Genomic DNA, 22,901 nt, shown 5'->3' with positions numbered 1-22,901 from the left:
CACCATGAGCGGACTGATCCCTCAACGATTTGTTGAAGACCTGCTTGATCGGATTGATCTGGCAGAGCTGATCGGTAGCCGCATCACCCTCAAAAAGGCTGGCGCCAACTACAAGGCCTGTTGTCCGTTTCACGACGAAAAAACACCGTCGTTCAACGTTCGGCCAGATAAAGGCTTTTACCACTGTTTCGGGTGCGGCGCTCATGGTGATGCCATCAGCTTTATCCGCGAATTCGAGGGGCTTGGCTTTACCGAGGCTGTCGAAGAGCTGGCCAAACGGGCAGGTCTTGAGGTGCCCTATGATAAAGCCGCGCGCCAGGAAATGCAGCAGGCCAGATCCCTGACCGACGCCCTGGATTTCGCCAGCCGCTTCTACCACTCGGCTCTGGGCAGCCAGCAAGGCGCTTACGCTCGGGACTACCTGAAACAGCGCGGCCTGGACGATGCCATCATCGAGCAGTACCAGATCGGCTTTGCGCCCGGCACCGGAACGGCGCTTTTTGACGCGGCGCCGAAAGACCTGAAAGAGCCATTACTGGAAACCAAAACGGTTTCAGACAAGTACGGCCGGCCAAGAGATCTGTTCCGCAATCGGGTGATGTTTCCGATCCGGAACACCCGGGGCAAAACAGTGGCCTTTGGCGGCCGAACCCTTGGAGACGACAAGGCCAAATACATCAACTCCCCGGAGTCGGATGTATTTCATAAAAGCCGGGAGATCTACGGCCTTTATGAGGCCCGGCAAGCCATCCGCCAGCTGGACAAATTGCTGGTGGTTGAAGGCTACATGGACGTGATCGCGCTGGCCCAGCACGGCATACACGATGCCGTTGCAACCCTGGGCACCGCAACCAACCAGGACAGTCTGACCGCCCTGCTAAGGCAAGTCCGGCACATTGTGTTCTGCTTTGATGGCGATCAGGCCGGTTTCCGTGCTGCAGACCGCGCCATGGAGAACGCCCTGGAACTGATGGCCGACGGCCTGCATCTGCAGTTTCTGATGCTGCCACAGGGTGAAGACCCGGACACACTGATCCGAAAGGAAGGCGCAGACGCCTTCAGGGAGCGGATTGAAGCGGCAACGCCCCTGTCGCGTTACCTGTTCGACCGGCAGAGCGAGGGTTTGAACCTGGAGCTGCCGGAACACCGGGGCGAACTGAGAGCCCGTGCAGAACCGCTTCTGAACAAGATGCCCCGCAGCACACTGCGGGACGCCATGTGGCACGAAATGATGCGCCTGTGTGGCGGCCGGAAGCCCTGGCAGGAACGGCCCAAAGGCAATGACTTCAAAGCCCGCGGATGGCGCGGCGAGCGGCAGAACCGGCCGACAGAAGAACGGATAGATGTGAAGCTGAGCAAAGACAGCACGCTTTGCCTGGCACTACTGGAAGCACCGGAAATGGCGGCGGAAGTCAAAACATTGGCTGACAGCAACCGCCAGCTGGAGCAGGCCGGGCGGTTCGCCCGCTGGCTGATGGAACAGAATATCAGTACCCGCAAGGCATTAGTCTCGGGACTGGCAACGGACAAACAGGCCAGAGACAGGTTCTACAACCTGTTTGATGGACTGGAGCACATACCGGCCCGGGAAAGCATACTGGCAGCCGCCAGAGAACTGTTGAGCCCGAACGAAGAGGCCGCGCGCCAGCAAAGACTGGCAACCCTGCTCCGGAATCTGGCCACGCTCACCCCGGAACAGCGGGAAGAGCTGAGAACGCTCAGCAAGGGCAACGTAGATTGAAACCTGCGTTAAATCCGGTTGCTGGGGCATGACCACTTGAAACTGACGCCACTGATCACCATCTAACCATTCGGTGGCACAGCAGATACGCGGCAGCTATAATGGCTGTTTAACTTTTTTCCTCTTTAAAAGCGAGTTCACAGGGTGTCTATGTCAGGCAATTCGCAGAAATCACGTTTGAAAGACCTCATCGCACGAGGCAAGGAACAAGGTTACCTGACTTACGCCGAGGTAAACGACCACCTACCGGAAGATATCGCAGATCCGGATCAGGTTGAAGACATTATCCGGATGATCAACGACATGGGTATCCAGGTGTGCGAAGAAACACCCGACGCCGATACCCTGTTGATGACCGAAGGCGACTCCACCGCCGACGAAGCCGCCGCCGCTGAAGCCGCCGCCGCTCTCGCCGCCGTGGAAACCGATGCCGGCCGCACCACCGACCCGGTGCGCATGTACATGCGTGAAATGGGCACCGTTGAACTGCTGACCCGTGAAGGCGAAATCGTGATCGCCAAGCGCATTGAGGAAGGCATTCGCGACGTCATGGCGGCCGTAGCCCACTTCCCCGGCACCGCCGGCACCGTGATTCAGGCTTACGATCGCATCATCGAGAACGAAGGCCGCATCAGCGACATCGTTACCGGCTTCCTGGACCCGGACGACGCCGAGCCGTTCATGGGCGAAGACACCAGTGAAGACACCTCTGCTGACGACAGCGACAGCAGCGATGATGACGACGACACTTCAACCGAGGAAGAAACCGATAACGGTCCGGACCCGGAAGAAACCCGCCTGCGTTTTGAGTTGCTGAAAGAAAAACTGGATGCCGCCGACAAAGCCCTGGCCAAGCACGGCCGCAGCCACAAGAAAACCCAGGAAGCCCTGAACGAACTGGGCCAGGTGTTTGCACCATTCAAGCTGGGCAACAAGGCGTTTGACGAACTGGTGAACGTGGTTCGCTCCACCAACGATCTGGTGCGGGAGAACGAACGGGCCATCATGCAGATCTGCGTACGCGACTGCAAAATGCCGCGCAAAGATTTCATCAAATGGTTCCCGGGCAACGAGACCGACCTGGAATGGGCGAAAGAAATCGCGGCCACCAAGAAGCCATACGCCGCCGCCATTGGTGAACGCATCGACGAGATCGTGCGCCTGCAGAAGCGCATCCAGAACGTCCAGACCGAAGTGGATCTGGACGTAGTCGACATCAAGGAAATCAACCGTCGGGTGTCCATCGGCGAAGCCAAGGCCCGCCGCGCCAAGAAAGAAATGGTCGAGGCTAACCTGCGACTGGTAATTTCCATCGCCAAGAAATACACCAACCGTGGCCTGCAGTTCCTGGACCTGATTCAGGAAGGCAACATCGGCCTGATGAAGGCCGTGGACAAGTTTGAATACCGTCGCGGCTATAAGTTCTCTACCTATGCCACCTGGTGGATTCGCCAGGCCATTACCCGCTCCATCGCGGACCAGGCCCGTACCATCCGGATTCCGGTGCATATGATTGAGACCATCAACAAGCTCAACCGTATCTCCCGCCAGATGCTGCAGGAAATGGGCCGCGAGCCCACGCCGGAAGAGCTGGGCGAGCGCATGGACATGCCGGAAGACAAGATCCGCAAGGTACTGAAGATCGCCAAAGAGCCGATCTCCATGGAAACCCCGATTGGCGACGATGAAGACAGCCATCTGGGCGATTTCATCGAAGATATCCAGGCCCTGTCGCCGGTGGATTCCGCCACTGCCGAAGGCCTGCGCGAGGCGACCCGCTCGGTGCTGGCCGGGCTGACCGCTCGCGAATCCAAAGTCTTGCGCATGCGCTTTGGTATTGAAATGAACACCGACCACACCCTGGAAGAAGTCGGCAAACAGTTCGACGTAACCCGGGAGCGTATCCGTCAGATCGAAGCCAAGGCCCTGCGCAAACTGCGCCACCCTTCCCGCTCCGATCACCTGCGCGGCTTTATTGACGACCAGGGCAACGGTTAATCCGCAAGACAGTAGCGGGCGCCACCCCTCGTGGGTATAATGGCGCCCGCTTCCCTTTTAGGGCCTATAGCTCAGTTGGTTAGAGCAGAGGACTCATAATCCTTTGGTCCCTGGTTCGAGTCCAGGTGGGCCCACCATACTTCAAGCAGTTACATCACTTCCTGGTCATGCCACCATAAGTTGGCCGGAACGGCCACATTATGGTGACTTATGTCGGGAGTTTTGGCCGCTGTTCCGTTGTTACGCAGCTCTTGATGGTCACGAAACCATAAGGTTGCCTTAGATTGATTCCATAAATTGGTCGCTCGGGTCGCAATGCGAACATTGGAAGCAACCAATTAACGCTTCTTCCCGCATTACTTCGAAACCTATATGAGGTAAAGCACACTTTTTCAGTATACAGCTAGTTCACATTCCCCCTGAAACCAAGCATAAACGGGTTGCAGTAGCCATCTGGGCAAACGGCATCCTGACTCTCGTCCAGATCGCGGAAAGGACTTTGCCGGCAGTTTGGCGCTGATTGCCGATGCTATACATAACTTCTGGGACATGGCATCGCTGATTATCGCGTTCGCGGCCCGTAAGATTGCGCGTCGCCCGGCTTAATAAAAGCTGACCTTCGGCTACGGGCGAATAAAGGTAGGTGTTGCGCTGTTAAATACACCACCTTGATCATGATAGGGCCCTACCTGATATACGAGGGTGTCATGCGGTTCCCAGATCCGCTGGAACTCAAGGGGTGTTGGGTAGTCCGACTTACATTGTTGCACTGATAATGGACGCGTTGAGCGCGCTGCTGACCTACTCAATGCAGAAGGGCAGCGTTAATATTCATGCGTTGTTTTACACAACTTGTCTGATGCGTTTGCGTCAATAGCGGTTGTTGTAGGTGGAGCCCTTATCCTGCTCTACGACATGCGCTGGGTTGATCCCGCGATCACCATTGGCATAGCCAGCTATATTCTCTACCTGGGTCTGACTGTTCGGCGACAATTAGGATGACCGGTTAGCGACAATTATCTTGGCCGGTTGGGTGTAACAATTGGCCCCTTGTTTTCCATGGTGGAGCAATGGGTGCCAGGCCAACACATAACCAACCGACAAGAGGAGCTGTTCATGCAGCACCGACAAAATGGCGCAAGCCAGGAAGTGGCTGCCGCCAAGGCGGGCATTTCCGTTCGATCCGGACGACGCATCGAGACGTCAACACAAAACCCCCGCGCTAACACCGAGCGTCAGTGGCGCACCCGAGAAGACCCACTGGAGGCCGTTTGGGAGACAGAGTTGCTCCCCTTGCTAAAAGCCAAGCCGGATTTAACCGGAACAACACTGCTTGATTACTTGCAAGAGCAGTACCCTGAGCACTACGACCAGACCATTTTGCGCACACTGCAACGCCGGGTGAAGCAATGGCGAGCACTGCATGGGCCGGAGCGAGAGGTCATTTTTCGCCAACAGGCCGTTGTCGCACAGCAGGGGTTCTCTGATTTTACCCACCCCGATAACCCGATTACGATTCAGTCCAAGGCCTTTCCACACCTGCTCTACCAGTTTCGTCTGGCCTACAGTGGCTGGCGCTCGGTCACCGTGGTTCAGGGCGGTGAAAGTTATGCGGCTCTGGGGGTATAGGACAAATAAAGCGCCTTTTCGCTGAAATCCTATCATATGAAATCCGTGCATGAACGGCCCAAAGGTCCTTTCGGAGCCAGAATTCAGCCTTTTCCGTTCGGTAGCGTAGGTATTGGCGGTCGGTTTTTCATCGGTTTTCTTGAAAGATGCACCCAGCAGGCGCGTCTCATCCTGCCGTGTTGGGGCAAGTCGTTGGTGAAGGAGAAGGAGTGGTGGTTTAGAGCTGGAACAGCGCCGCCTGATCCGGCGGCGCCCTCGCTTCATGGACGCGGGGTAACGGCAGCGATTCCTTCATCGCCAGATGTTGCAGAATCTTCTCGATCACGGCAGGGTCTTCGATACAGGAGACCACCTTGACGTGCCCGCCGCAAAGCTCGCACTTTTCTATGTCGATGTTGAAAACGCGCTTCAATCGTTGCATCCAGGTCATGGCTTTGCGGCGTTCGGCAATGGTCTTTTCTGAGCATCCCTGTTTCGCAAGTTTCCTCCCCTTGCCTCTTTTTGCTGGCGTGATCAGCGCCCGATGTTTACTGTTGGGGGCGAAAATACCGTGGAACCGCGTCAGGTTCACACGCGGTTTCGGCACCAGCGCCGCTAGCCGCGCCATGAAATCCAGGGGATCGAAAAACACATGCGTGGTGCCATCACGGTACGGCGTCTTCAGTTCATAGCGAACTTTGCCATTGCTGGTGAGCGCCAGCCGCTTTTCCGACACCGCGGGCCGAGAAATGTAGCGGCACAGCCGTTCCAGCACGTCACGTTGGTGGGCTTCGGCCATGACTCCGGCGTGCAAGGAAAATCCCGCTTGTTTGGCCACACGGTCTGATACTCTGGGGGTATCCAGACGGGGTGGCAGGCTTTGCAAGGTGAACACCTTGCGTCCTTTCTGCGGCCCCATTGCGATGCGGTAAGTGATCGAATGCCCTTGCAACTGGCCGAGGGCATCATCCTCCTGATCGATGGCATCCAGAAGTAAATAGGTGTTTTCATCGTCACGTTGCAGCCAGCCTTTTTTCTCCAGAACCCGAGTGACGCGATGAGAGAGCTGATGCACCAGAGAGCTGAGTTCCTCTATCGCGGGGGCTTTGACGCGGTGAAAGCGCATGACGCCGTATTTGTCCTCCGCGTAAACGCCGTCGAGAAACAGCATGTGAAAATGAATGTTCAAGTTCAGTGCAGAGCCGAAGCGTTGAATCAGGGTGACAGCCCCGGTATGGGCAGTACGCTTGTTGAACCCGGCCTTCTTGACCAAGTGGGTGGCCACCGTGCGATAGACGATCTCCAGCACTTTGCCCATCATGGCGGGTTGCTGGGCAAGCAGAAAACGCAATTCGTAGGGGAAACTCAGCACCCACTGCCGGATGGGCTCTTTCGGCAGCACTTCATCAACCAGCAAGGCGGCGGACTCCGCCATTCGCCGAGCACCGCAACTCGGGCAGAACCCCCGTCGTTTGCAACTGAAAGCAACCAGGCGTTCATGCTTGCAATCTTCGCAGCACACCCGCAAGAATCCGTAATCAAGCCGACCGCATTTGAGGAACTCGTCGAACTCCTGCTTAACGAAGGCAGGCAGCGTTTGTCCTTGAGCTTCGAGCTGGGCACGAAACGCGGGGTAATGGGTTTCGATGAGTTGATAGAGCAGCGTTTCTTCTGGCCGGTGGCGCTCGTAGGGGCGCGTCGGAGCAGGCGCGGCCATCCTGGCCAATGGCATGATGCAATCCCTTGATGCTGTACGCATATACAGCTTAACAATTGCTCAGAGGTTTGGACAGGGGCAGAAAGGGGTGCCGATGCTCGGACGCAGGCTGGATGACAGGGTGATGTAGTGTTTATATTTTGCTGAGAAGTTAGGCCGGACGCAGAGATGCGCCATCGGATCGAGCGCAGTTGTTGGCGCAATTGGTCAGGATGCTCCGAAGATATTCGGTCGGTAATTTGCAAAATGGCCTCCCGCCGAAAAGCAAGACGGCCGCAAGAGGTGGGATGCCACGGCGCGGCTTAGGTGGCCCGCAACGTCACATAATCGGGTAGCCGGGGGTATTTATCCCCCAGCTCCCACAACACCCTGCATGCGGGTCCGCACAGGGCGTTTCACCGGGAATGGTGAAGCTTGATCCATCCATCGCGCAGTGATGCCAGTCCCTCGGCTTTCAGGTACGCATTGGACAGCGCCAGCTGGATGCCCGGCGTCTTGGAACTGCGCCAGGGCCCTTTGCTGGTGAAACCGGGATCCTCGGTCAGTTGGCGACCGAGATAAAAATTATAGGAATCAGGCGGTAGGGATGGCTCGAAATCGGGTTTTTTCTACAGCCTCGTTAGGTGTCATATATGAACAAAAAGGTTTTTTTATCATTACTCTTTCTGTTTATCTTGGCGCCATATTTTATTTATAAAAACTTGGAGGCATTAAATGCACCTCCAGAATTTAAAGTGATAAATTCCACAGAATCACCGCAGATGGAACATTTTCCGGTGCGGCAACGTTAGACAGGCCAGGCACTTTCCAGGGGACCACATGCACGGAACTGACGGAGAACTGATCCGCCAGGCACAGGCCGGTGACCGCCAGGCATTCGGCCGGCTGGTGCAACAACACCAGGGGCGGGTGTTTTCATTCGTCCGGCGTTTGTGTGGCAATCCGGACAATGCGCTGGATATCACCCAGGATACCTTTATCAAGGTCTGGCACGCCCTGCCCGACTGGCGACCGGATGCCCGCTTCGAGACCTGGTTGTTACGCATCGCCCGCAATGCCTGCATCGATGTGCTGCGTCGCACACATCGTGAGCCTGAGCCGCTGCCGGAAGATGACGCACTGATCGATCCTGCGCCATCGCCCCTGCGGCAGCTGGAAGGCGGCCGCAGGATAGCTCAACTGGAGCAACTGCTGACCGGGCTGGCCCTGGCCCAACGCGAAGTGCTGCTACTGCGTGAGCTGGAGGGGCTTTCCTATCAGGAAATAGCCGCAGCACTTGAGATCAGCGAAGGCACGGTGAAGTCACGCCTGGCCCGCGCCCGCTCGGCACTGCTGCAGGCGCGCCGTACACTCACAGGAGACAGCGATGACTGAACATCCGGACATCAGCGAGTTGTCAGCCCATCTGGACGAGGAACTGGATGGCGCCAGCACCGCGCACATAAGCAGCCACCTGCTCGGCTGCCCGCGCTGCCAGGATCAGTACCGGGCCCTGCGCGAGTTGAGCCAGGATATGCAGCGACTGCCGGCCTTCGAGCCGGAACTGAACATGACCGGCCTTCTCGATCGACTGCCGCAGCGCCAGCAGCCGGGCACGCGCCATCTGCGACGCCAGCGTCTGTGGTCGGGCATGGCCGCAGCCGCGGCACTGGTGCTGGGACTGTTGATTGGTAATGGCCTGAACTCACCAGCCATCGATAACCGCGAGCCGACCTTCGCGGCGCTGGCAATCCTAGACAGTACGCCACCCGGCGCCCTGTGCCGCCAACCCGAACTCTGCTATCTCAAGGGGAACCCGCGATGAACACAGCCACCCTGCGCCTGGCGCTGATAGCCTCCCTGCTGTTCAATCTGGGGGTACTGGCCGCGCTTGGCTGGCAACAGCTGGCCGAGCGAGCGAGCGCATCCGGCACCCCGCTGCTGGTGCGCGAGCTCCAGCTGGATGACCGACAACAGCGCCAATGGCAAGACATCGAAGCGCCCTTCACGCTCGAACTCAATACCTCCACGCTGGCCATACAGCAGCAGCGCAACCAGTTGATCGACCACATCTTTGCCGAACAGCTGGACGCCGAGCTCATCCGTGCCGCGCAGAGCACGCTGGCCGAGCTGCAGAACCGGCAGCAACAACTGGTCATAGAACAGTTGTTGCGTGAGCGGGAGATTCTCGACGCCAGCCAGCGCCAGCACCTGGCCCGTTTGCTAATGCGTCAGTCGCCCCAGCGATCGGACGTGGAAACACTGCATAACGAATAAGTTGATCGGCAAAGGGAACAAAACCAGCGCCAGCGTCGTTAGCCTGAATGAAGCCGGTCGCAACAGCTGGCTGGCCAATACTCAGAATGGAGACCGACCATGCCCATCAGACTTTCCCCGATTGCCCTACCCTTTGCCCTAGCCGCCGGACTGCTGTTTTCCGGCCTCAGCCTGGCCAGCGATGGCGCGGCCATTCATCAACACGACCACGGCGATGCTCCCTTTGAACTGCACCTGAACAATGGCGAGCAGTGGGCCATTGACGCCCCATTGAGCAAGGCCATGGGCGAGATCGGTCAAGCCATGCGTGAGTCACTGCAGGTCATTCACGAAGACCGCCTGGCAGCGGAGGATTATGTGCCACTGGCCAAGCGAGTCAATGACGGCGTTGCCTACATGGTCGCCAACTGCCAGCTACCGCCGGCTGCCGACGCGCAACTGCACATGATCATCGCCCAGCTGATGGCTGGCGCCGAGAAAATGGCCGGCAGCAGCGCCGACTCTCCCCGCGATGGTGCTGTACAGGTCATTGGCGCGCTGGACGCCTACGACAAGTACTTTGATGACCCGTCGTTTGTCCCTGTCGCCCACTAGTGTCTGTTGCCGCTTCACATTGGCAACCATCCGAAAGGGTTGGTGAACTACACCGGGTTAGCCCCGGGTTTGGCCTCTCTGTAGCGGTCAACTTGTTATCAAATCGTTAATAAACTTTTTTTGTTTTTTCAGTCAGGTTTCAGGAGCTAATGATCTAATGAAACCATCAACCAAACAGGAGGTGAAATTATGAAATCATTAATAGTATTCGCCGCAGCAGCGACTCCACAAAGAAATGACACGCTATGGATTGTCAGAAGTTGGAATGGAGGCGCGAAGACAGATGATAAGTGAAGAAGGACGAGCCTACCATCGTGCTTTAGAGAAGAAACAAATGGAGCAGAAGGTAACGTACAGCAAATGATAACAGAAATACCGCTGGTGGGCATCAGCGGTATCTACTAGAGGCCCAGTTGCATGGGCCTGGAGCAACAAATCAAGGAGTTCGTCATGAAGAGCATCATTACAGCCATAGCAATGACAGCACTGTTTAGTTCCTTTGCCTACGCCGATTCTGGCTTAGCCGACAGGATTAACGAGGCAAGGAGCTATCCGAACAAGACCGTGGAAACCGTTGACAGGCAAGAACTCCGCCTGAAACATCAAAAATTACACAAGCAGATGAAGGAGGCGGGAATAGCAGATTCAAGTGAGTCCTAGTACGCTCAAGGCAGGTAGGGCTATAAGCGAAGCTTGCTTCTCGGGAAAAAACGTGGCCAGTCGTGTTTTCGTGACTGGCCATACTATTTTTGGCCGGAAACTTGATACAAAATTCATTACTGCAGAATAAGCCTCATGAGTTAATATATGTATGTTTCACTTGAGCCTTGACGACGATTCTGTTGGTTAGCTAAATCGAAATTGGAAATTGAGCTGGTTGAAATTTACCCAGAGTAAGTTTATGCGAATTACTAATGGGTTCGAAAGTAAGCGAACATCATTTATAATGTAGGCTCCGTTCGCCAAGCTTATCGGATATTTACACACATGCGCCACGATGACGGTCGTAAACTTGATCACAAAACATTAGAAGCCATTCGCGTTCGCGCCGTTCAACGGGTCATGGATGGCGAGAGTCCAGAAGTCGTCATCAAAGCGCTGGGGATGAGCCGAGCACGAATCTATGAATGGCTGGCTGCCTACCGCGAGGGTGGCTTTGACGCGCTCAAGGCCAAACAGATTTCCGGTCGTCCCAAGAAACTGAGCGGTGCTCAGATCCGGGAGCTGTATATCTGGATAACGACTTTTACGCCGGACCAGTTGAAGTTTGATTTTGCCCTGTGGACTCGGGGCCGAGTGCGTGAGCTCATCCGGCAAAAGTTCAACGTCCGGTTAAGCGATGTCTCGGTCGGTCGTCTGCTTCGAAACCTGGGGCTGACGCCTCAGAAACCCCTGCATCGGGCCTACCAGCAAAAGCCAGAGGCCGTGAAACAATGGAAAGAAGAGACCTACCCGGAAATTCGCAAGGAAGCAAAAAAAGTCGGCGCCACCATCTATTTCGGCGATGAAGCCAGCATTCGGTCTGATTATCACAGTGGCACCACCTGGGCACCCAGGGGTGAAACTCCGATCATCCGTAATACGGGCAGTCGCTTCAGCATCAATCTGATCTCGGCCATCTCGCCTCGCGGCGAGCTTCGCTTTAAGACCATTCAGGGCAACATGAACACCGATGCGTTTCTTGGTTTCCTCAAGGCTCTGGTGCAAGACGTTGACAAGCCGGTTTTCCTGATCCTCGATAACCACCCGGTTCATCATGCTCGTCGGGTTCGAGACTATGTTGAGAGTCTCGACGGCAAGCTCAGGTTGTTCTTCCTGCCGCCGTACTCGCCGGAGCTGAATCCTGACGAGCCTGTTTGGGGCTATATCAAATACCATCACGTCGGTAAAAAGATCATTAACAGCAAAGAACAACTTCGGAGCACTGTTTACCGGCAGCTTCGACGTTTGCAAAAATTGCCACGACTATTGAAATCGTTTTTTGGCCATCCGGATTTGGCTTATATCTCTGGGTAATGTTCGCTTACTTTATTTCGAATTAGTAAGTGCAAGGCTGTCCTTGCCCACCCTTAAGGCCACACCTTGAATTGCTGCCCGTTTCCAGATCCACCCCACCATAGTCAGCACCTGGAAGCGCGACCTATTGGAGAGCGCGTCCGACCTCCTCGAAGGCAAGAGTATAGTCGGTAAGCAATTCGATGAACTCAGCACGGACGAACTGTACCGTGAGATTCGCCGACTGACGGTGGAACGCAATTTTTGTTGCTTAAGCTCCTGGGTGGCTCGTTCCACTTTGGCTGAGCTCCATGTATTTCACAGAGCCCTTCGGAAAATCCTTGCGAACCAAAAGCACTTCATCAACCTGTCACGTCAGTGACACGACAGTGTCATCTCTCAGCTTTACCGTTCAATTGTAACTCGCAATACGGCGAGCTTATTTATTGCAAAAGGTGATCCTGTGGCGCCAACTCAATCAACCAATGTGATGCTTCGAGTCGAGAGTATGGGCGTAACCTACCCGGGAAACGTCCTCGCGCTCAAACCCACCAACGTTCACTTTCACAAGGGCGAATTCACCGTGCTACTGGGACTTTCAGGCGCGGGTAAATCCACTCTGCTTCGTTCACTGAATCACCTGGTTAAGCCCACAACCGGGAAGGTTGTGTCTGGCGAGTTTGGTGAACTGACCAACCGTAGAATCCTGCGACAGCACCGCAGCCGCACCGCCATGGTGTTCCAGCATCACCAGCTGATCGAACGATACACCGCGTTACAGAATGTGCTGACAGGCAGACTTGCGTATCACGGTACTTGGCGAAGCCTGCTTCCCCTGCCCCGGCAGGACCTGGAGTTGGCTCTGCAATGCCTCGACCGCGTAGGTCTGGCTGACAAAGCGCTTTCCCGAGTAGATCAGTTGTCCGGCGGCCAGCAGCAGCGGGTTGGAATCGCCAGAGCATTGGTGCAGCAACCATCCATGATTCTTGCCGATGAGCCCGTTGCCAGCCTGGATCCGGCCACTTCTGAAAAGGTACTCGGCCTACTGCGCGATATTTGTCAGGAAGATGGAATCACCGCGGTTATTTCCTTGCACCAATTGGAATACGCCCAGCGTTTTGCAGACCGGATCATCGGCCTTTCGAACGCTCATATCGTTTTTGACGATGCTCCTGAAAACCTGAAATCGAAACACCTGGACGAGATTTACCACCGTTCACCCAGCGTGGTAGCTGCGGAAGGCAAACCAGCCATCCATAAACCTAAGACCACCCCGATAACGACAGACGTACTGGAGAGATAGCACAATGAAGACAATGATTCACTCTTTGCTGGCTCTGATAATGATGCTCGGCATCCATTGGTCAGCCCATGCCGCAGATACAGACCCTGATCTTTTGAAAGTTGCCTTGCTGCCGGATGAGAACGCGTCAGAACTGATCAAGCGAAACCAACCTTTGAAGGATTACCTGGAAACCACTCTTGGTAAGGAAGTAGAACTGATTGTTACCACCGATTACTCCTCCATGATCGAAGCCATGCGTTTTGGCCGAATTGACCTGGCTTACTTTGGTCCGTTGTCCTATGTGATGGCCAAGAGTAAGAGTGACATTGAACCCTTTGCCGCCATGGTGGTAGACGGGAAGCCGACTTATCGCTCCATCATTATTGCCAATGCGGACTCTGGCGTTGGCTCCTTCGCGGATATCAAAGGCAAGAAAATGGCCTACGGTGACCGCGCATCCACTTCCAGCCACCTGATCCCCAAGACCGTACTCCTTGAGAAGGCAGAGCTCGAAGCCGGAAAGGACTATGAGGCTCATTTCGTCGGTAGCCATGACGCTGTTGCGGTTAACGTCGCCAATGGCAATGCCGACGCCGGAGGGTTGTCCGAAGTTATCTTCGAGCATGTGATGGACCGCGGTTTGATTGATCGGAGCAAGGTCAAAGTGCTGGGCTACAGCGGTGACTTTCCTCAATACCCCTGGGCCATGCGTTCGAACCTGGCCCCTGAGCTGAAGAGCAACATTCAGAAAGCCTTTCTGCAGATCGATGACCCGGAGATTCTCGACAACCTGAAGGCTGAGGGATTCGCGGCAATTACCGACGAAGATTACGATGTCATCCGCGCTATGGGTGTCCTGCTCAATCTTGATTTCGCAAAAATGTGAGGAGTGCCCCATGAACTATACAACGACGGAACCGGCGACTCTGTCGCCGGCCCCGTCGGCCTCCGTGCTGGATGAGCACGCGAAAGGCTGGCGGAAAAAACTCGGACAGTCGCTGTTAGTGCTGCTCATCATTTTTGTCGCAAGTTGGTACGTAGGGCTGCTCAATTTCAATACACTTGCCAATGGCGTGCCAGCCATAGGCACACTCATTGGCGAATCTCTTCCACCTGACTTCACCAATGTGGCCAGCTGGGTGTCGCCGTTAATCGACACGCTTGCGATGAGCATTGCCGGTACTGCCATTGCAGTAACCTTGTCTGTGCCACTGGCATTCCTGGCTGCGCGCAACACCTCTCCACATCCGGTGGTGTTCCAAGTAACTCGAACCCTTTTAAACGGTTTGCGTTCAGTCCCGGAACTGATCATGGGCATCATCTTCGTGGCTGCTGTTGGTTTTGGGGCGTTGCCTGGCGTACTGGCGCTCGGTCTTCACTCCATTGGCATGGTTGGAAAGTTTTTTGCCGAAGCGATTGAGCATGTAGATGAGGCGCCAGTGGAAGCGGCCGATGCTGCCGGCGCTACTCGCTTGCAGGTGCTCTATCACGCCGTGCTGCCACAAGTACTTCCTCAATTCGCGGACGTGTCCATTTATCGCTGGGAATACAATTTCCGTGCCTCGACCGTAATGGGCATGGTGGGTGCCGGTGGTATTGGCTTCGAATTGATGGGCTCGCTGAGAATCATGCAGTATCAGGAAGTCAGCGCCATTCTCATTGTCATCTTGTTGATGGTCACCGTCGTGGACAGTCTCAGTGGCCGCCTTCGTAAGAAATTCAAATAAGGAACGTCGATGAAACCCAAGGTTGTGATAACCCATAAGATCCATGACAGTGTTCTGGATGAACTTGCCCAAGATTGCGAGCTGGTCACCAACCAATCCGGCGCCACGTTGCCCCAGGAGGAAGTGGCTGCGCGCGTTGCAGACGCTGATGCGATGATGGCGTTCATGCCAGACCGAGTTGGAGTGGAGTTCCTACAGGGGTGTCCGCGCTTGAAGGTGATTGGTGCAGCCCTGAAAGGCTATGACAACTTTGATGTGGATGCCTGCACGCGTCATGGGGTTTGGCTGACATTTGTACCGGATTTGCTAACCGTGCCTACTGCAGAGCTAACGGTCGGGCTGACGATCAGTCTCACCCGACAAGTCAAGGCGGCGGACCACTTCGTTCGATCCGGTGAATTTACTGGCTGGACACCACGCTTCTATGGGCAGGGGATCGAAGGCTCACGGATTGGTATTGTGGGTATGGGGGCCATCGGCCAAGCGGTGGCGCAGCGCCTGAACGGATGGGGAGCGGATTTAATCTATTCCCAGCCGGAACGTTTACCCGTGCAGCATGAGCAGGCACTGGGTTTGTCCCATACTCCCCTCAAGATGCTGCTGGCCCAGTCAGATATTGTGATCCTGGCACTGGCGCTCAATGAGCAAACTCTCCACACCATTAATCGCGAAACGCTAACAGGAATGAAACCGGGCGCATTCCTTATCAATCCCTGCCGTGGATCTGTGGTGGATGAGGGTAGTGTTCTGCAAGCGCTTCAATCCGGTCAGTTGGGGGGGTACGCCGCTGATGTGTTTGAGATGGAAGATTGGGCGAGAGAAGATCGTCCGAGGGAGATCGCCCAGGGGCTCAGGGCCCACCCCAACACGCTGTTTACTGCTCACATCGGATCGGCAGTCAGCCAGGTGCGTCTGGCTATCGAGCAACGCGCTGCTCGGAACATTCTGCAAGTGCTTCGGGGTGAGCGGCCGGGTGATGCGATCAATGATCCCAGTGGCCGCGAGAGCGGCCCATGCTGAATCTTGTCTGGCTGAAGAGTTTCGTGGCGGTGCTGGACCACAACGGGTTTCAGGCCGCAGCCCGCCAGTTGGACATCGCACAACCCACACTGTCCCAGCACCTTCAAAAACTCGAAAACCAACTTGGCGTTTTATTGGTCCACAGGGGGCGCTCTGGCTGTGAGCCAACCCGGGCTGCCTTAACCTTGTTGCCTTTTGCCCGAAGTCTGCTCCGGCTGGAGGAGCAGGCGAGATCTTCCATTATGGAGGCTCGACTTCGCGTTGGGGCGAGCTCCAATATTGGGATTTATATGCTCCAGCCCTACATCCGTCGTTACAAGGAGCTGGGCGTAGGGCCCGAGGTGGATGTGGTAATAGATTCCAATCCGACTATTGCACGGCATTTATCGGACGGTGAGCTGGACGTGGCGATTATGGAGTGGTGGCATGATCTACCCGGATTCCATGCTCAGGCGTGGCGTAACGAGCCCGTTGTTCTAATCGTTCCGCCTGGTCACCCGTTAGTCCGTCGAACCGATATCGACCGCGATACGCTGTCTAACATGGCTCTGATCGGCGGCGAACCCGGCACCGGCACTGGCCGGCTTTTGGCGACCTACTTCGGTGAGCATGGGCCATTTCCGACGGTATCTATGCAGCTGGGTAGCACCGAAGCCGTCAAGCAAGCGGTTAAGGTCGGACTTGGCGCATCGTTGGTGCTTGAAAGTTCTGTACGGGAGGAGGTCCAAAATGGAAGTCTGGTGGCTATTCCCGTGAGTGAGCCTGGCCTTAGCAAGGAGCTGATGGTGATTTATCCGAGCAGCCTGGACAAACACAGGCCAGTATACTCGTTTGTTGGGCATCTCTGTGAATAGCTATTGGGTCCACCTCACGCATATCTAGCTGGGAATGCAGATACTGAGCCTCACGCTCACTTCGACAACGCAGTATTCCGTCATCTGCATATCGGCAGAATGGGATATCCGGATGACGAACGGTCAGCCAACGATCCAATGCATAATGCAGAAACAGGTTTGCCAGAACTGGCGATAACGGGCCACCTTGTGGTGTGCCAACGTTCCGTCGTTCCTGCTTACCATCTTTCGTCTGCATCGGTGCCGTTAGCCAGCGCCTCACATACAGCAGCACCCAGGATTCAGAGCAATGGTGGGGTCAGTTCACGAAACGGAAAAAATTGTACGCTAAGCCTTTGGCATCAATGATATCGACACCATTTTTTCCACAATTCATAAAGTTGCGCAGTAATTAGTCGACGACTGGCCCTTGCTAAATAATTTTCATTTCAGCATGAATTGTGCTTTAAAAATTCAATTCTGCAACTACACTCATTGGGCGAACAGAGCGAGAAATCCGCCGTTAATTCCAATAGCGGGTACGCGAATGAATATCAGCTCTTAGGGGAATATTATGTTAAATTGTCTATTCACCGCTGAAGAACTAACCCCCCAATAACCCCTGCGCAAAATGCCCAGTAGCAAACGCCAGCCCCGCTGCGGCCGTACCCATGATCAAAGTCCGGAGTCCTGATCGCATTGCTGGTAAGCCATAGACGATACTTTTAAGCATTCCGATACCCAAGAAGACGACGCCTGCCAAACCAAGACTCGTCAGGAACTGAATCTGACTCTCCATACCCGGGATGGCATAAGGCAGTAAAGGTAAAGCACCAACCGACAAAAATGCGGCGAAGGTAGTCAACGCGGCTCGGCGTGGGCTGAGTCCGGCACCCGAGAGTCCGTACTCTTCTCGCAACATGGTTGCTACCCACACATCGGGATTACGACTGATAGCCTCCACTACTTGCTCCAGCAATTCGCCGTCGAATCCCTTCGCCTGAAACAGCTGGCGAATTTCCTCACGTTCACCTTCTGGCACAGCACGGATATGTTCACGTTCTGTGCGTTCAGCAAATTTGATCTGATTCAACTGCGCCTGGCCCGCTTCGTAATTACTTACCGCCATGCTGAAGCCGTCTGCAATCAGGTTTGCAAAGCCGAGTACCAACGCAACCTGTGGCGAGAAACCTGCGCCGAACGCACCCGATACAACCGCAAACGTTGTAACGCAGCCATCGATGCCGCCAAGCACAGCATCTGGTAGCGTCGAGGCCTTAACGGGACCAGCAAGCCGTGCACGAACGGCATTAGGCTGGTGCTCGCTGAGCAGTCTTTCATTTTCTGTGGATGGCATCTTTCAGCTTCCTGTTCAGGACGCGATTTGGTGCTTTGGGATTATAGGCTCAGTTCGACCTTGTCACTTTATCTGTCAATATACATCTTCAAGATAACGTCCCTGGCCTCTCAGAGTTTCAATATCGATGTGCAAGGGTTTGAGAATGTCTTCTATAACCTGCCGCACAGCCGCCGCCATATCCCGGCCACCACAGACCAGTATCTGCGCACCGGTGTTAACCATCTGTCGCACGGCTAATTCATCCTGTTTGAGCTTATCCTGCACGTAGGCGCGCTCGTCTGTTCTTGAGAAGGCTGTGTTCAGCCCGCTCAGTCGATGATCCTCAAGATAGCGCCCAAGCTCAGGTTGGTAGAGAAAATCTGACCTGGCATCGCGACCGCCCCAGTACAGATACATAGGGTTGCAACTGGTATTGTTTCTGATGAAACCGGTTAACGGACCAATGCCGGCACCTGCACCGATTAGGATAACTGGCTGGCTACCTGTAGCTGGCCGAAAGCCTGGATTGGGGCGGATGAAGCCATCGATACAATCACCCGGCTTGAGGTCATGCAAATAACCGGAGCAAAGACCGCCGGCCTGCTTACGGACGCATATCTCAACAATTTCGTCATTTGCCGAGGACGCGAGCGAGTAGAACCGCGGGGGTTGACCGTGTGGGGGAATAACCCCCAAAAGGTCTCCCGCCTCGAACGGTGGCAGCGCTTTAAATCTTCTTGGAGAAGCCGTTAGCCATCCGCCCTGCTCCGCCGGTTTGAACCGGAAGATACTGGTGGGCGCCTGAACCGCAATCCCGTAATCCGCCCTTTCTACCAGTTCCAGTTTGACCGTTGCTGGCTGCAATGCACAGTAGTTCAAGAAAAGCGGAGTACCGATAACCTCACCAACCCGGTTTCCCCACTCACTGAATTGCGAGGCAGAACACCGATCAATCAGTTCAATGGCGTGCAAACGGCTGACGCCTTTACCGGCGAGCGCAGTATCCACCGACAAGGCAAACTGACAGAAGTTCGGAAACTGCCGGTCACCAAAACCCAGTACCGTGTATCGCAGGTTCTTCTCAGCCCGGAATTCTTTGAGCCTGGCCATAAACTGCCGGGCCGATGCGGGTGCATCACCATCGCCGTATGTCGAAGTCAGCACGAACAGCCTGGAAGCCTGCGGATACTGCTTAGCCAGGGCATTCATCTCGCTGCAATGCACGCGGAAACCGGCCTTATTCAGGCTGCTATGGAGTTCCCGGGCAAATCCCCAGGTGGCATTACCTTCGGAGCCGACCAGAATAATTGTATCCGCCTGAGCGGCATCGGCGTTGTCAGGAAGCTGCCCTGAAGACCGGCGACGCTGCCACCAGATGGTTGCACCTGTTATCGAGAGAGCTGGCACAGTCAGTGCCGCAGCGCCAAGAATCAGGCCAAGCCACCATAGGCCTTCACCGGTGTGCAAACGTACAATCCAGTCCTGCAATACGCCGCTGTCAGAGCGCGGCTGGAACTGCAGCAACTCGCCCGTAGCCTGGTCCACGAATCCGGAGCCGCCGGCGGTTGACAGCGAATAGACGTCCTGCGGATCACCGGGATAGGGAAACACCAGTTCCCGGAGTTCGCCAAGATCGAAATTGCCTAGCGCTTTTAAGGTGCCCACAGGCGATGGTTGCCCGCCCGAGACCTCAGCCGGAAACCCTGGCCCTGTGTCAGGCGCTTCCGGCAGCAAACCAAAGCGCTGTGCCGACATATAGCTACCGGTCAGTGCGGATAACAGTAGGCCGAGCACGGCAAACCGGGCCAGCTCGGCATGGATTCGTTTCCCGCCTGAGCCGGAAAGCGGTCTTAATATATTCTTCCAACCCCCGGTACGCCGGGCTATCAAAAATATTCCCGAAAGACACAGAAGCACCATCAAAACAGCCAATACGCCGGCCAGCGCTCTACCGGCATCATCCAGCATAAACGCACGATGCAGATCCTTGATCCAGCCAAAGAATGCGGAAGGTTCGTAGGGCGTGCCCTCACCTGTTACCGGATTCACCAGATCCGCACCGGCCTGGCCGTCACGGCTGTAATAGACAATGACCTTGCCAGAAGGCTCTCGCACGATCTGCTCAGTCCCGGGATAGTGAGCAACGACCCGGTCTGCCAGCTCGGCAATACTGACTTCACCGGAAGCCGGAATGACCGCTGACACTCTATCCAGCGTCGGAGCCAAAGCCAACACAGCTCCCGTGACCGAGAGAACGATCAGGAACACGCCTGCAAGCAAACCCGGTAAACTGTGGAACTTGCGCAACATAATAGCCGATGCTCCTGGTGAATTATTGAAGCTCGTAGGTCAGAGCGCGCACGTAACCACGTCCTGAAACCGGCTTTCCGGACCCTTCGGTGGTCAGGGGGGCTATCACATCGGCTCTGATATCGCGCATATCTTCAACAGCAGAGTCGACTCGAACCTCATAGCCGTTGTCGATCAGCGAATCATCGAGGTTCAGAGTCACTTTCAGCGTGCGGCCACTGGTAACACTGGCGCCAGTCAAGCCGTCATACTCTGCAGGATCAAGCCCACTGCCCCGGGCCCAGCCTCCCAGGTGTTTGTAGTATTTAGATTTCTTCCCGGAAACCCAAAGGGTACCCTGATACTCTCCGGCGGCATCGGTAAGATACAGCGCCAGATAGGCTCCATCGCCGCCGTAATTCTGTAGTTCCGTAGTGAAGGTCACGTCACGGGCCTGGGCGAATACCGGTAAAGCCAAGGCGGCGAAAAGGCTGCAAGTGAGAACAAACGTTTTCATAAATGGTCTCCAAAAACCTGATGAACGTTAAAGGAACAGGGCAAATTCGCTCAGTTACTCAACGGTAACCGTGGGACGCCCCTTGACGATGCCGTTGCGTGGCGCCTGACTTTTGGGATTGTCCTGTCCATTTTTCCTGTTGCCGCGGTCCCTCTCCTCATCGTCACTGTCTTCACGCTCCCATTTCATCATGGTCAATGAAGCGGGCGCGAAAGAGGCTTCTGCCCTGACCCCATCGGCATCGAGGCCCCGGACTTCATAACAACCGTCGTCAACCTTTATTCGGTGAACTGTCCAGCCTTCGGCTTCCAGCTTTTCACGCAGATTTTCACGGGGCTGCCAACTCGCCACCGGATCATCGCAGTCGTCATCGGCCACTGCGGTACCGCTCAGAAGTAACAAAGACAGGCTCAGAATAATGGGTTTGGTCTTCATGGTGTCTCTCCTGCTGGTTGTGTTAAATCCACTCTAAGGCGCTAACCTGACAACGACCTGAACAAACGAGGCCATTTCAGCGGAACTGAAAAGCTTCTTTATGGAAGCGAGTCAGGCGGAAGGGTGCTGCCCGCAAGCCGTTTCTAATGGCTTCCCCCAGCCCTGCCGGGCCGCAGAACCAGACCTCTGCGCCTGCTGCCGAGCGTCCGTTGGTAGACAACGTCTCGGCAGACAACCTCTGCCCCTTGCTGCTGTCATGAATCTCGAGGTGTATCCCGGGAAAGCCATCGCAAAGCGCCCGAAGTCGATCCACCATGGGATCCTGGCCGGCGTTGCGCGTGCAGTAATGCAGATCGGCTTCAGGCACGGTGGCGTCGGTGGCGCTGCTTAGAGCTTCGAGCCAGGCCAGAAACGGCGTGATCCCGATGCCACCGGCTATCCAGATCTGGTGGGATTTGCGGTTGCGGCGATCGAAGTTAAAACAGCCGTAAGGGCCTTCTATATTTACGGTTTGCCCCACGCTGATTTTTTGGCTCAGATTGCGGGTGAAGTCGCCGAGCGATTTAATGATGAACGTAACCGTGCCATTTTCCCTATCGGCACTGGCAATCGTGAACGGGTGCGCGCCCTCTAGTCGGTCGAAGGTCACAAAGGCGAATTGCCCCGCACGGTGACCGGGCCATGCCGGCCCCATGTGGCAGGTAACTTCGGTGACGTCCCGGTCTGGTGTTTTGATCGCGGTGACCATGCCGCGAACCTGGCGACGACGACCAACTCTGCCGGTCAGGGATAGCCCGCTGGCGATGCTGCCGCCAAAGAGCAAAATGGCCATCAGCACACCGATTGGCTGCTGCCACCATTGCAGCGGAGTAAGCCACGCCGCGTGGAAAGCGAGCAACAGATAAAGCACCGGCATGCCGCGATGCAAATAGCGCCAGTATTTGTAGGGGAACTTGCGCAACAAGGTGATCAGCAGCATGGCGAACAGCAGATAGATGGCGAACTCCCCTACCTCTTCCGCCGCATCGCGCATGGTGTCGATGAACCCGGAATAATCCTGATCGTGCAGCTTGCCGGCTTTTCCGAACACCGACTCTATTACATCGTCACCCATTTCAATCAGCCAATGGGCGGCGGCGAATACCACTGCCAGAATGCCCGCCCATTTGTGGGTGCGATAGATCTGATCCAACCCGCCCAGCGGTCTCTCCAACCAGGCTGGGCGCAGTGCCAACATCATGGCTAGTGACATCAGAGCAATGGATAACAGCCCACTGAGCAGCAGGCTCTGGTCATAGACTGCCCAGGGAGAACCGGCCCCAGGACCTGCAAAGAGGTTCCAGGCCCATAGGCCCAAAACCAACACAACGAAAGGAAAAATCATCCGCATCATCACATCTCCTGCGATCGGTACCTGGAATATTCCCCCGAAGGCTAGCGCCCAAACCTGACAGCCAGCTGAAGGTCGGTGAAGAGAGATCGAAGCGTTATTGACCATTCAGGCTGTTGTCAGGTTCGAGCTGTAGTATCTTGATTTCAGGGCTGGG

The 22,901-nt window shown here is 55.5% G+C and carries 23 protein-coding genes and 1 tRNA gene; 17 read left to right on the top strand and 7 right to left on the bottom strand.

Annotated elements, in window-relative coordinates; all coding sequences use genetic code 11:
- Positions 1–4: 4 nt before the first annotated feature.
- The 6 genes from dnaG (at position 5) to RVM24_RS20095 (ending at position 5,368) form a co-directional block, all read left to right on the top strand.
- Positions 5–1,741, top strand: coding sequence for a DNA primase (dnaG, locus tag RVM24_RS20120; protein ID WP_138436774.1), 1,737 nt, complete (start codon positions 5–7; stop codon positions 1,739–1,741).
- A 150-nt stretch (positions 1,742–1,891) separates the two neighbouring features.
- The gene (rpoD, locus tag RVM24_RS20115) at positions 1,892–3,739 is read left to right on the top strand and encodes an RNA polymerase sigma factor RpoD (RefSeq protein ID WP_058090688.1); all 1,848 of its coding nucleotides are present in this window, start codon (positions 1,892–1,894) and stop codon (positions 3,737–3,739) included.
- Between the two features lie 60 nt (positions 3,740–3,799).
- A tRNA-Ile gene (locus RVM24_RS20110) sits at positions 3,800–3,876 on the top strand.
- Positions 3,877–4,288: 412 nt separating this feature from the next.
- Entirely contained in the window at positions 4,289–4,345 is a 57-nt protein-coding gene (locus tag RVM24_RS20105) for a hypothetical protein (protein ID WP_264754055.1), read from the top strand.
- A gap of 246 nt (positions 4,346–4,591) precedes the next feature.
- Positions 4,592–4,741 carry a cation transporter gene (locus RVM24_RS20100; protein WP_227513177.1) on the top strand — a complete coding sequence of 50 codons (150 nt, stop codon included), beginning with the start codon at positions 4,592–4,594 and terminating at the stop codon, positions 4,739–4,741.
- Between the two features lie 114 nt (positions 4,742–4,855).
- Positions 4,856–5,368 carry a hypothetical protein gene (locus RVM24_RS20095; RefSeq protein ID WP_227513176.1) on the top strand — a complete coding sequence of 171 codons (513 nt, stop codon included), beginning with the start codon at positions 4,856–4,858 and terminating at the stop codon, positions 5,366–5,368.
- A 217-nt stretch (positions 5,369–5,585) separates the two neighbouring features.
- Here the strand turns inward: RVM24_RS20095 and RVM24_RS20090 are convergent, their stop codons facing one another.
- On the bottom strand, positions 5,586–7,079 hold the full coding sequence (locus RVM24_RS20090) for a transposase (RefSeq protein ID WP_058090686.1): 1,494 nt from the start codon (positions 7,077–7,079) through the stop codon (positions 5,586–5,588).
- 804 nt (positions 7,080–7,883) lie between these two features.
- Between RVM24_RS20090 and RVM24_RS20085 the strand changes: the two genes are divergently transcribed.
- The 11 genes from RVM24_RS20085 to RVM24_RS20035 all read left to right on the top strand — a co-directional run bounded on the left by RVM24_RS20085 (position 7,884) and on the right by RVM24_RS20035 (position 16,795).
- Positions 7,884–8,438 carry an RNA polymerase sigma factor gene (locus RVM24_RS20085; protein ID WP_093478738.1) on the top strand — a complete coding sequence of 185 codons (555 nt, stop codon included), beginning with the start codon at positions 7,884–7,886 and terminating at the stop codon, positions 8,436–8,438.
- The gene (locus RVM24_RS20080; protein ID WP_058090684.1) at positions 8,431–8,868 is read left to right on the top strand and encodes an anti-sigma factor family protein; all 438 of its coding nucleotides are present in this window, start codon (positions 8,431–8,433) and stop codon (positions 8,866–8,868) included. Before RVM24_RS20085 ends, RVM24_RS20080 begins: the two co-directional genes overlap by 8 nt.
- Positions 8,865–9,320: a periplasmic heavy metal sensor gene (locus RVM24_RS20075; RefSeq protein ID WP_058090683.1), complete on the top strand. Its 456-nt coding sequence runs from the start codon at positions 8,865–8,867 to the stop codon at positions 9,318–9,320. Before RVM24_RS20080 ends, RVM24_RS20075 begins: the two co-directional genes overlap by 4 nt.
- A 99-nt stretch (positions 9,321–9,419) precedes the next feature.
- Positions 9,420–9,914 carry a hypothetical protein gene (locus RVM24_RS20070; protein WP_058090682.1) on the top strand — a complete coding sequence of 165 codons (495 nt, stop codon included), beginning with the start codon at positions 9,420–9,422 and terminating at the stop codon, positions 9,912–9,914.
- A gap of 450 nt (positions 9,915–10,364) precedes the next feature.
- Positions 10,365–10,574, top strand: a complete 210-nt coding sequence (locus RVM24_RS20065; RefSeq protein WP_156510020.1) for a hypothetical protein — start codon at positions 10,365–10,367, stop codon at positions 10,572–10,574.
- Between the two features lie 327 nt (positions 10,575–10,901).
- Positions 10,902–11,930, top strand: a complete 1,029-nt coding sequence (locus tag RVM24_RS20060) for an IS630 family transposase (RefSeq protein ID WP_374816180.1) — start codon at positions 10,902–10,904, stop codon at positions 11,928–11,930.
- Positions 11,931–12,372: 442 nt separating this feature from the next.
- Positions 12,373–13,212: a phosphonate ABC transporter ATP-binding protein gene (gene phnC / locus RVM24_RS20055; RefSeq protein ID WP_011783499.1), complete on the top strand. Its 840-nt coding sequence runs from the start codon at positions 12,373–12,375 to the stop codon at positions 13,210–13,212.
- A gap of 4 nt (positions 13,213–13,216) precedes the next feature.
- Complete coding sequence (gene phnD / locus RVM24_RS20050; RefSeq protein ID WP_011783500.1) at positions 13,217–14,080, top strand: phosphate/phosphite/phosphonate ABC transporter substrate-binding protein; 864 nt, start codon at positions 13,217–13,219, stop codon at positions 14,078–14,080.
- A 10-nt stretch (positions 14,081–14,090) separates the two neighbouring features.
- Positions 14,091–14,921: a phosphonate ABC transporter, permease protein PhnE gene (phnE, locus tag RVM24_RS20045; RefSeq protein ID WP_011783501.1), complete on the top strand. Its 831-nt coding sequence runs from the start codon at positions 14,091–14,093 to the stop codon at positions 14,919–14,921.
- A gap of 9 nt (positions 14,922–14,930) precedes the next feature.
- On the top strand, positions 14,931–15,941 hold the full coding sequence (locus RVM24_RS20040) for a phosphonate dehydrogenase (protein ID WP_011783502.1): 1,011 nt from the start codon (positions 14,931–14,933) through the stop codon (positions 15,939–15,941).
- Positions 15,935–16,795 (top strand): LysR family transcriptional regulator, encoded by an 861-nt coding sequence (locus RVM24_RS20035; RefSeq protein ID WP_199453018.1) that lies wholly within the window; start codon positions 15,935–15,937, stop codon positions 16,793–16,795. The genes RVM24_RS20040 and RVM24_RS20035 overlap by 7 nt, the downstream gene beginning before the upstream one ends.
- On the opposite strand, the gene RVM24_RS20030 is transcribed toward RVM24_RS20035, so the two are convergent.
- The 6 genes from RVM24_RS20030 to RVM24_RS20005 form a co-directional block, all read right to left on the bottom strand.
- Positions 16,710–17,057, bottom strand: a complete 348-nt coding sequence (locus RVM24_RS20030) for a reverse transcriptase domain-containing protein (RefSeq protein ID WP_227513362.1) — start codon at positions 17,055–17,057, stop codon at positions 16,710–16,712. The genes RVM24_RS20035 and RVM24_RS20030 overlap by 86 nt on opposite strands.
- Positions 17,058–17,378: 321 nt before the next feature.
- Positions 17,379–18,131 (bottom strand): VIT1/CCC1 transporter family protein, encoded by a 753-nt coding sequence (locus RVM24_RS20025; RefSeq protein WP_011784790.1) that lies wholly within the window; start codon positions 18,129–18,131, stop codon positions 17,379–17,381.
- A gap of 75 nt (positions 18,132–18,206) precedes the next feature.
- A complete protein-coding gene (locus RVM24_RS20020) occupies positions 18,207–20,423 on the bottom strand; it encodes a PepSY domain-containing protein (protein WP_022989539.1) in 2,217 nt (738 codons plus the stop codon).
- Between the two features lie 22 nt (positions 20,424–20,445).
- Positions 20,446–20,919 carry a DUF2271 domain-containing protein gene (locus tag RVM24_RS20015; RefSeq protein ID WP_011784788.1) on the bottom strand — a complete coding sequence of 158 codons (474 nt, stop codon included), beginning with the start codon at positions 20,917–20,919 and terminating at the stop codon, positions 20,446–20,448.
- 54 nt (positions 20,920–20,973) lie between these two features.
- Positions 20,974–21,354, bottom strand: coding sequence for a PepSY domain-containing protein (locus tag RVM24_RS20010; RefSeq protein WP_011784787.1), 381 nt, complete (start codon positions 21,352–21,354; stop codon positions 20,974–20,976).
- Between the two features lie 76 nt (positions 21,355–21,430).
- On the bottom strand, positions 21,431–22,747 hold the full coding sequence (locus RVM24_RS20005) for a ferredoxin reductase family protein (RefSeq protein WP_011784786.1): 1,317 nt from the start codon (positions 22,745–22,747) through the stop codon (positions 21,431–21,433).
- Positions 22,748–22,901 lie beyond the last annotated feature (154 nt).

Source organism: Marinobacter sp. KM021, assembly GCF_050707965.1.
Lineage (GTDB): Bacteria > Pseudomonadota > Gammaproteobacteria > Pseudomonadales > Oleiphilaceae > Marinobacter > Marinobacter shengliensis.
The sequence above is the reverse complement of the archived record's forward strand: the minus strand, read 5'-3'. Positions and strand labels throughout refer to the sequence as shown.

Bases quoted from the DNA above. Each gene is read 5' to 3' on its own strand.
- dnaG (WP_138436774.1), top strand. From the start codon at position 5: ATGAGCGGACTGATCCCTCAACGATTTGTTGAAGACCTGCTTGATCGG.
- rpoD (WP_058090688.1), top strand. From the start codon at position 1,892: ATGTCAGGCAATTCGCAGAAATCACGTTTGAAAGACCTCATCGCACGA.
- RVM24_RS20095 (WP_227513176.1), top strand. From the start codon at position 4,856: ATGCAGCACCGACAAAATGGCGCAAGCCAGGAAGTGGCTGCCGCCAAG.
- RVM24_RS20090 (WP_058090686.1), bottom strand. From the start codon at position 7,079: ATGCCATTGGCCAGGATGGCCGCGCCTGCTCCGACGCGCCCCTACGAG.
- RVM24_RS20085 (WP_093478738.1), top strand. From the start codon at position 7,884: ATGCACGGAACTGACGGAGAACTGATCCGCCAGGCACAGGCCGGTGAC.
- RVM24_RS20080 (WP_058090684.1), top strand. From the start codon at position 8,431: ATGACTGAACATCCGGACATCAGCGAGTTGTCAGCCCATCTGGACGAG.
- RVM24_RS20075 (WP_058090683.1), top strand. From the start codon at position 8,865: ATGAACACAGCCACCCTGCGCCTGGCGCTGATAGCCTCCCTGCTGTTC.
- RVM24_RS20070 (WP_058090682.1), top strand. From the start codon at position 9,420: ATGCCCATCAGACTTTCCCCGATTGCCCTACCCTTTGCCCTAGCCGCC.
- RVM24_RS20065 (WP_156510020.1), top strand. From the start codon at position 10,365: ATGAAGAGCATCATTACAGCCATAGCAATGACAGCACTGTTTAGTTCC.
- RVM24_RS20060 (WP_374816180.1), top strand. From the start codon at position 10,902: ATGCGCCACGATGACGGTCGTAAACTTGATCACAAAACATTAGAAGCC.
- phnD (WP_011783500.1), top strand. From the start codon at position 13,217: ATGAAGACAATGATTCACTCTTTGCTGGCTCTGATAATGATGCTCGGC.
- phnE (WP_011783501.1), top strand. From the start codon at position 14,091: ATGAACTATACAACGACGGAACCGGCGACTCTGTCGCCGGCCCCGTCG.
- RVM24_RS20040 (WP_011783502.1), top strand. From the start codon at position 14,931: ATGAAACCCAAGGTTGTGATAACCCATAAGATCCATGACAGTGTTCTG.
- RVM24_RS20035 (WP_199453018.1), top strand. From the start codon at position 15,935: ATGCTGAATCTTGTCTGGCTGAAGAGTTTCGTGGCGGTGCTGGACCAC.
- RVM24_RS20025 (WP_011784790.1), bottom strand. From the start codon at position 18,131: ATGCCATCCACAGAAAATGAAAGACTGCTCAGCGAGCACCAGCCTAAT.
- RVM24_RS20020 (WP_022989539.1), bottom strand. From the start codon at position 20,423: ATGTTGCGCAAGTTCCACAGTTTACCGGGTTTGCTTGCAGGCGTGTTC.
- RVM24_RS20015 (WP_011784788.1), bottom strand. From the start codon at position 20,919: ATGAAAACGTTTGTTCTCACTTGCAGCCTTTTCGCCGCCTTGGCTTTA.
- RVM24_RS20010 (WP_011784787.1), bottom strand. From the start codon at position 21,354: ATGAAGACCAAACCCATTATTCTGAGCCTGTCTTTGTTACTTCTGAGC.
- RVM24_RS20005 (WP_011784786.1), bottom strand. From the start codon at position 22,747: ATGATGCGGATGATTTTTCCTTTCGTTGTGTTGGTTTTGGGCCTATGG.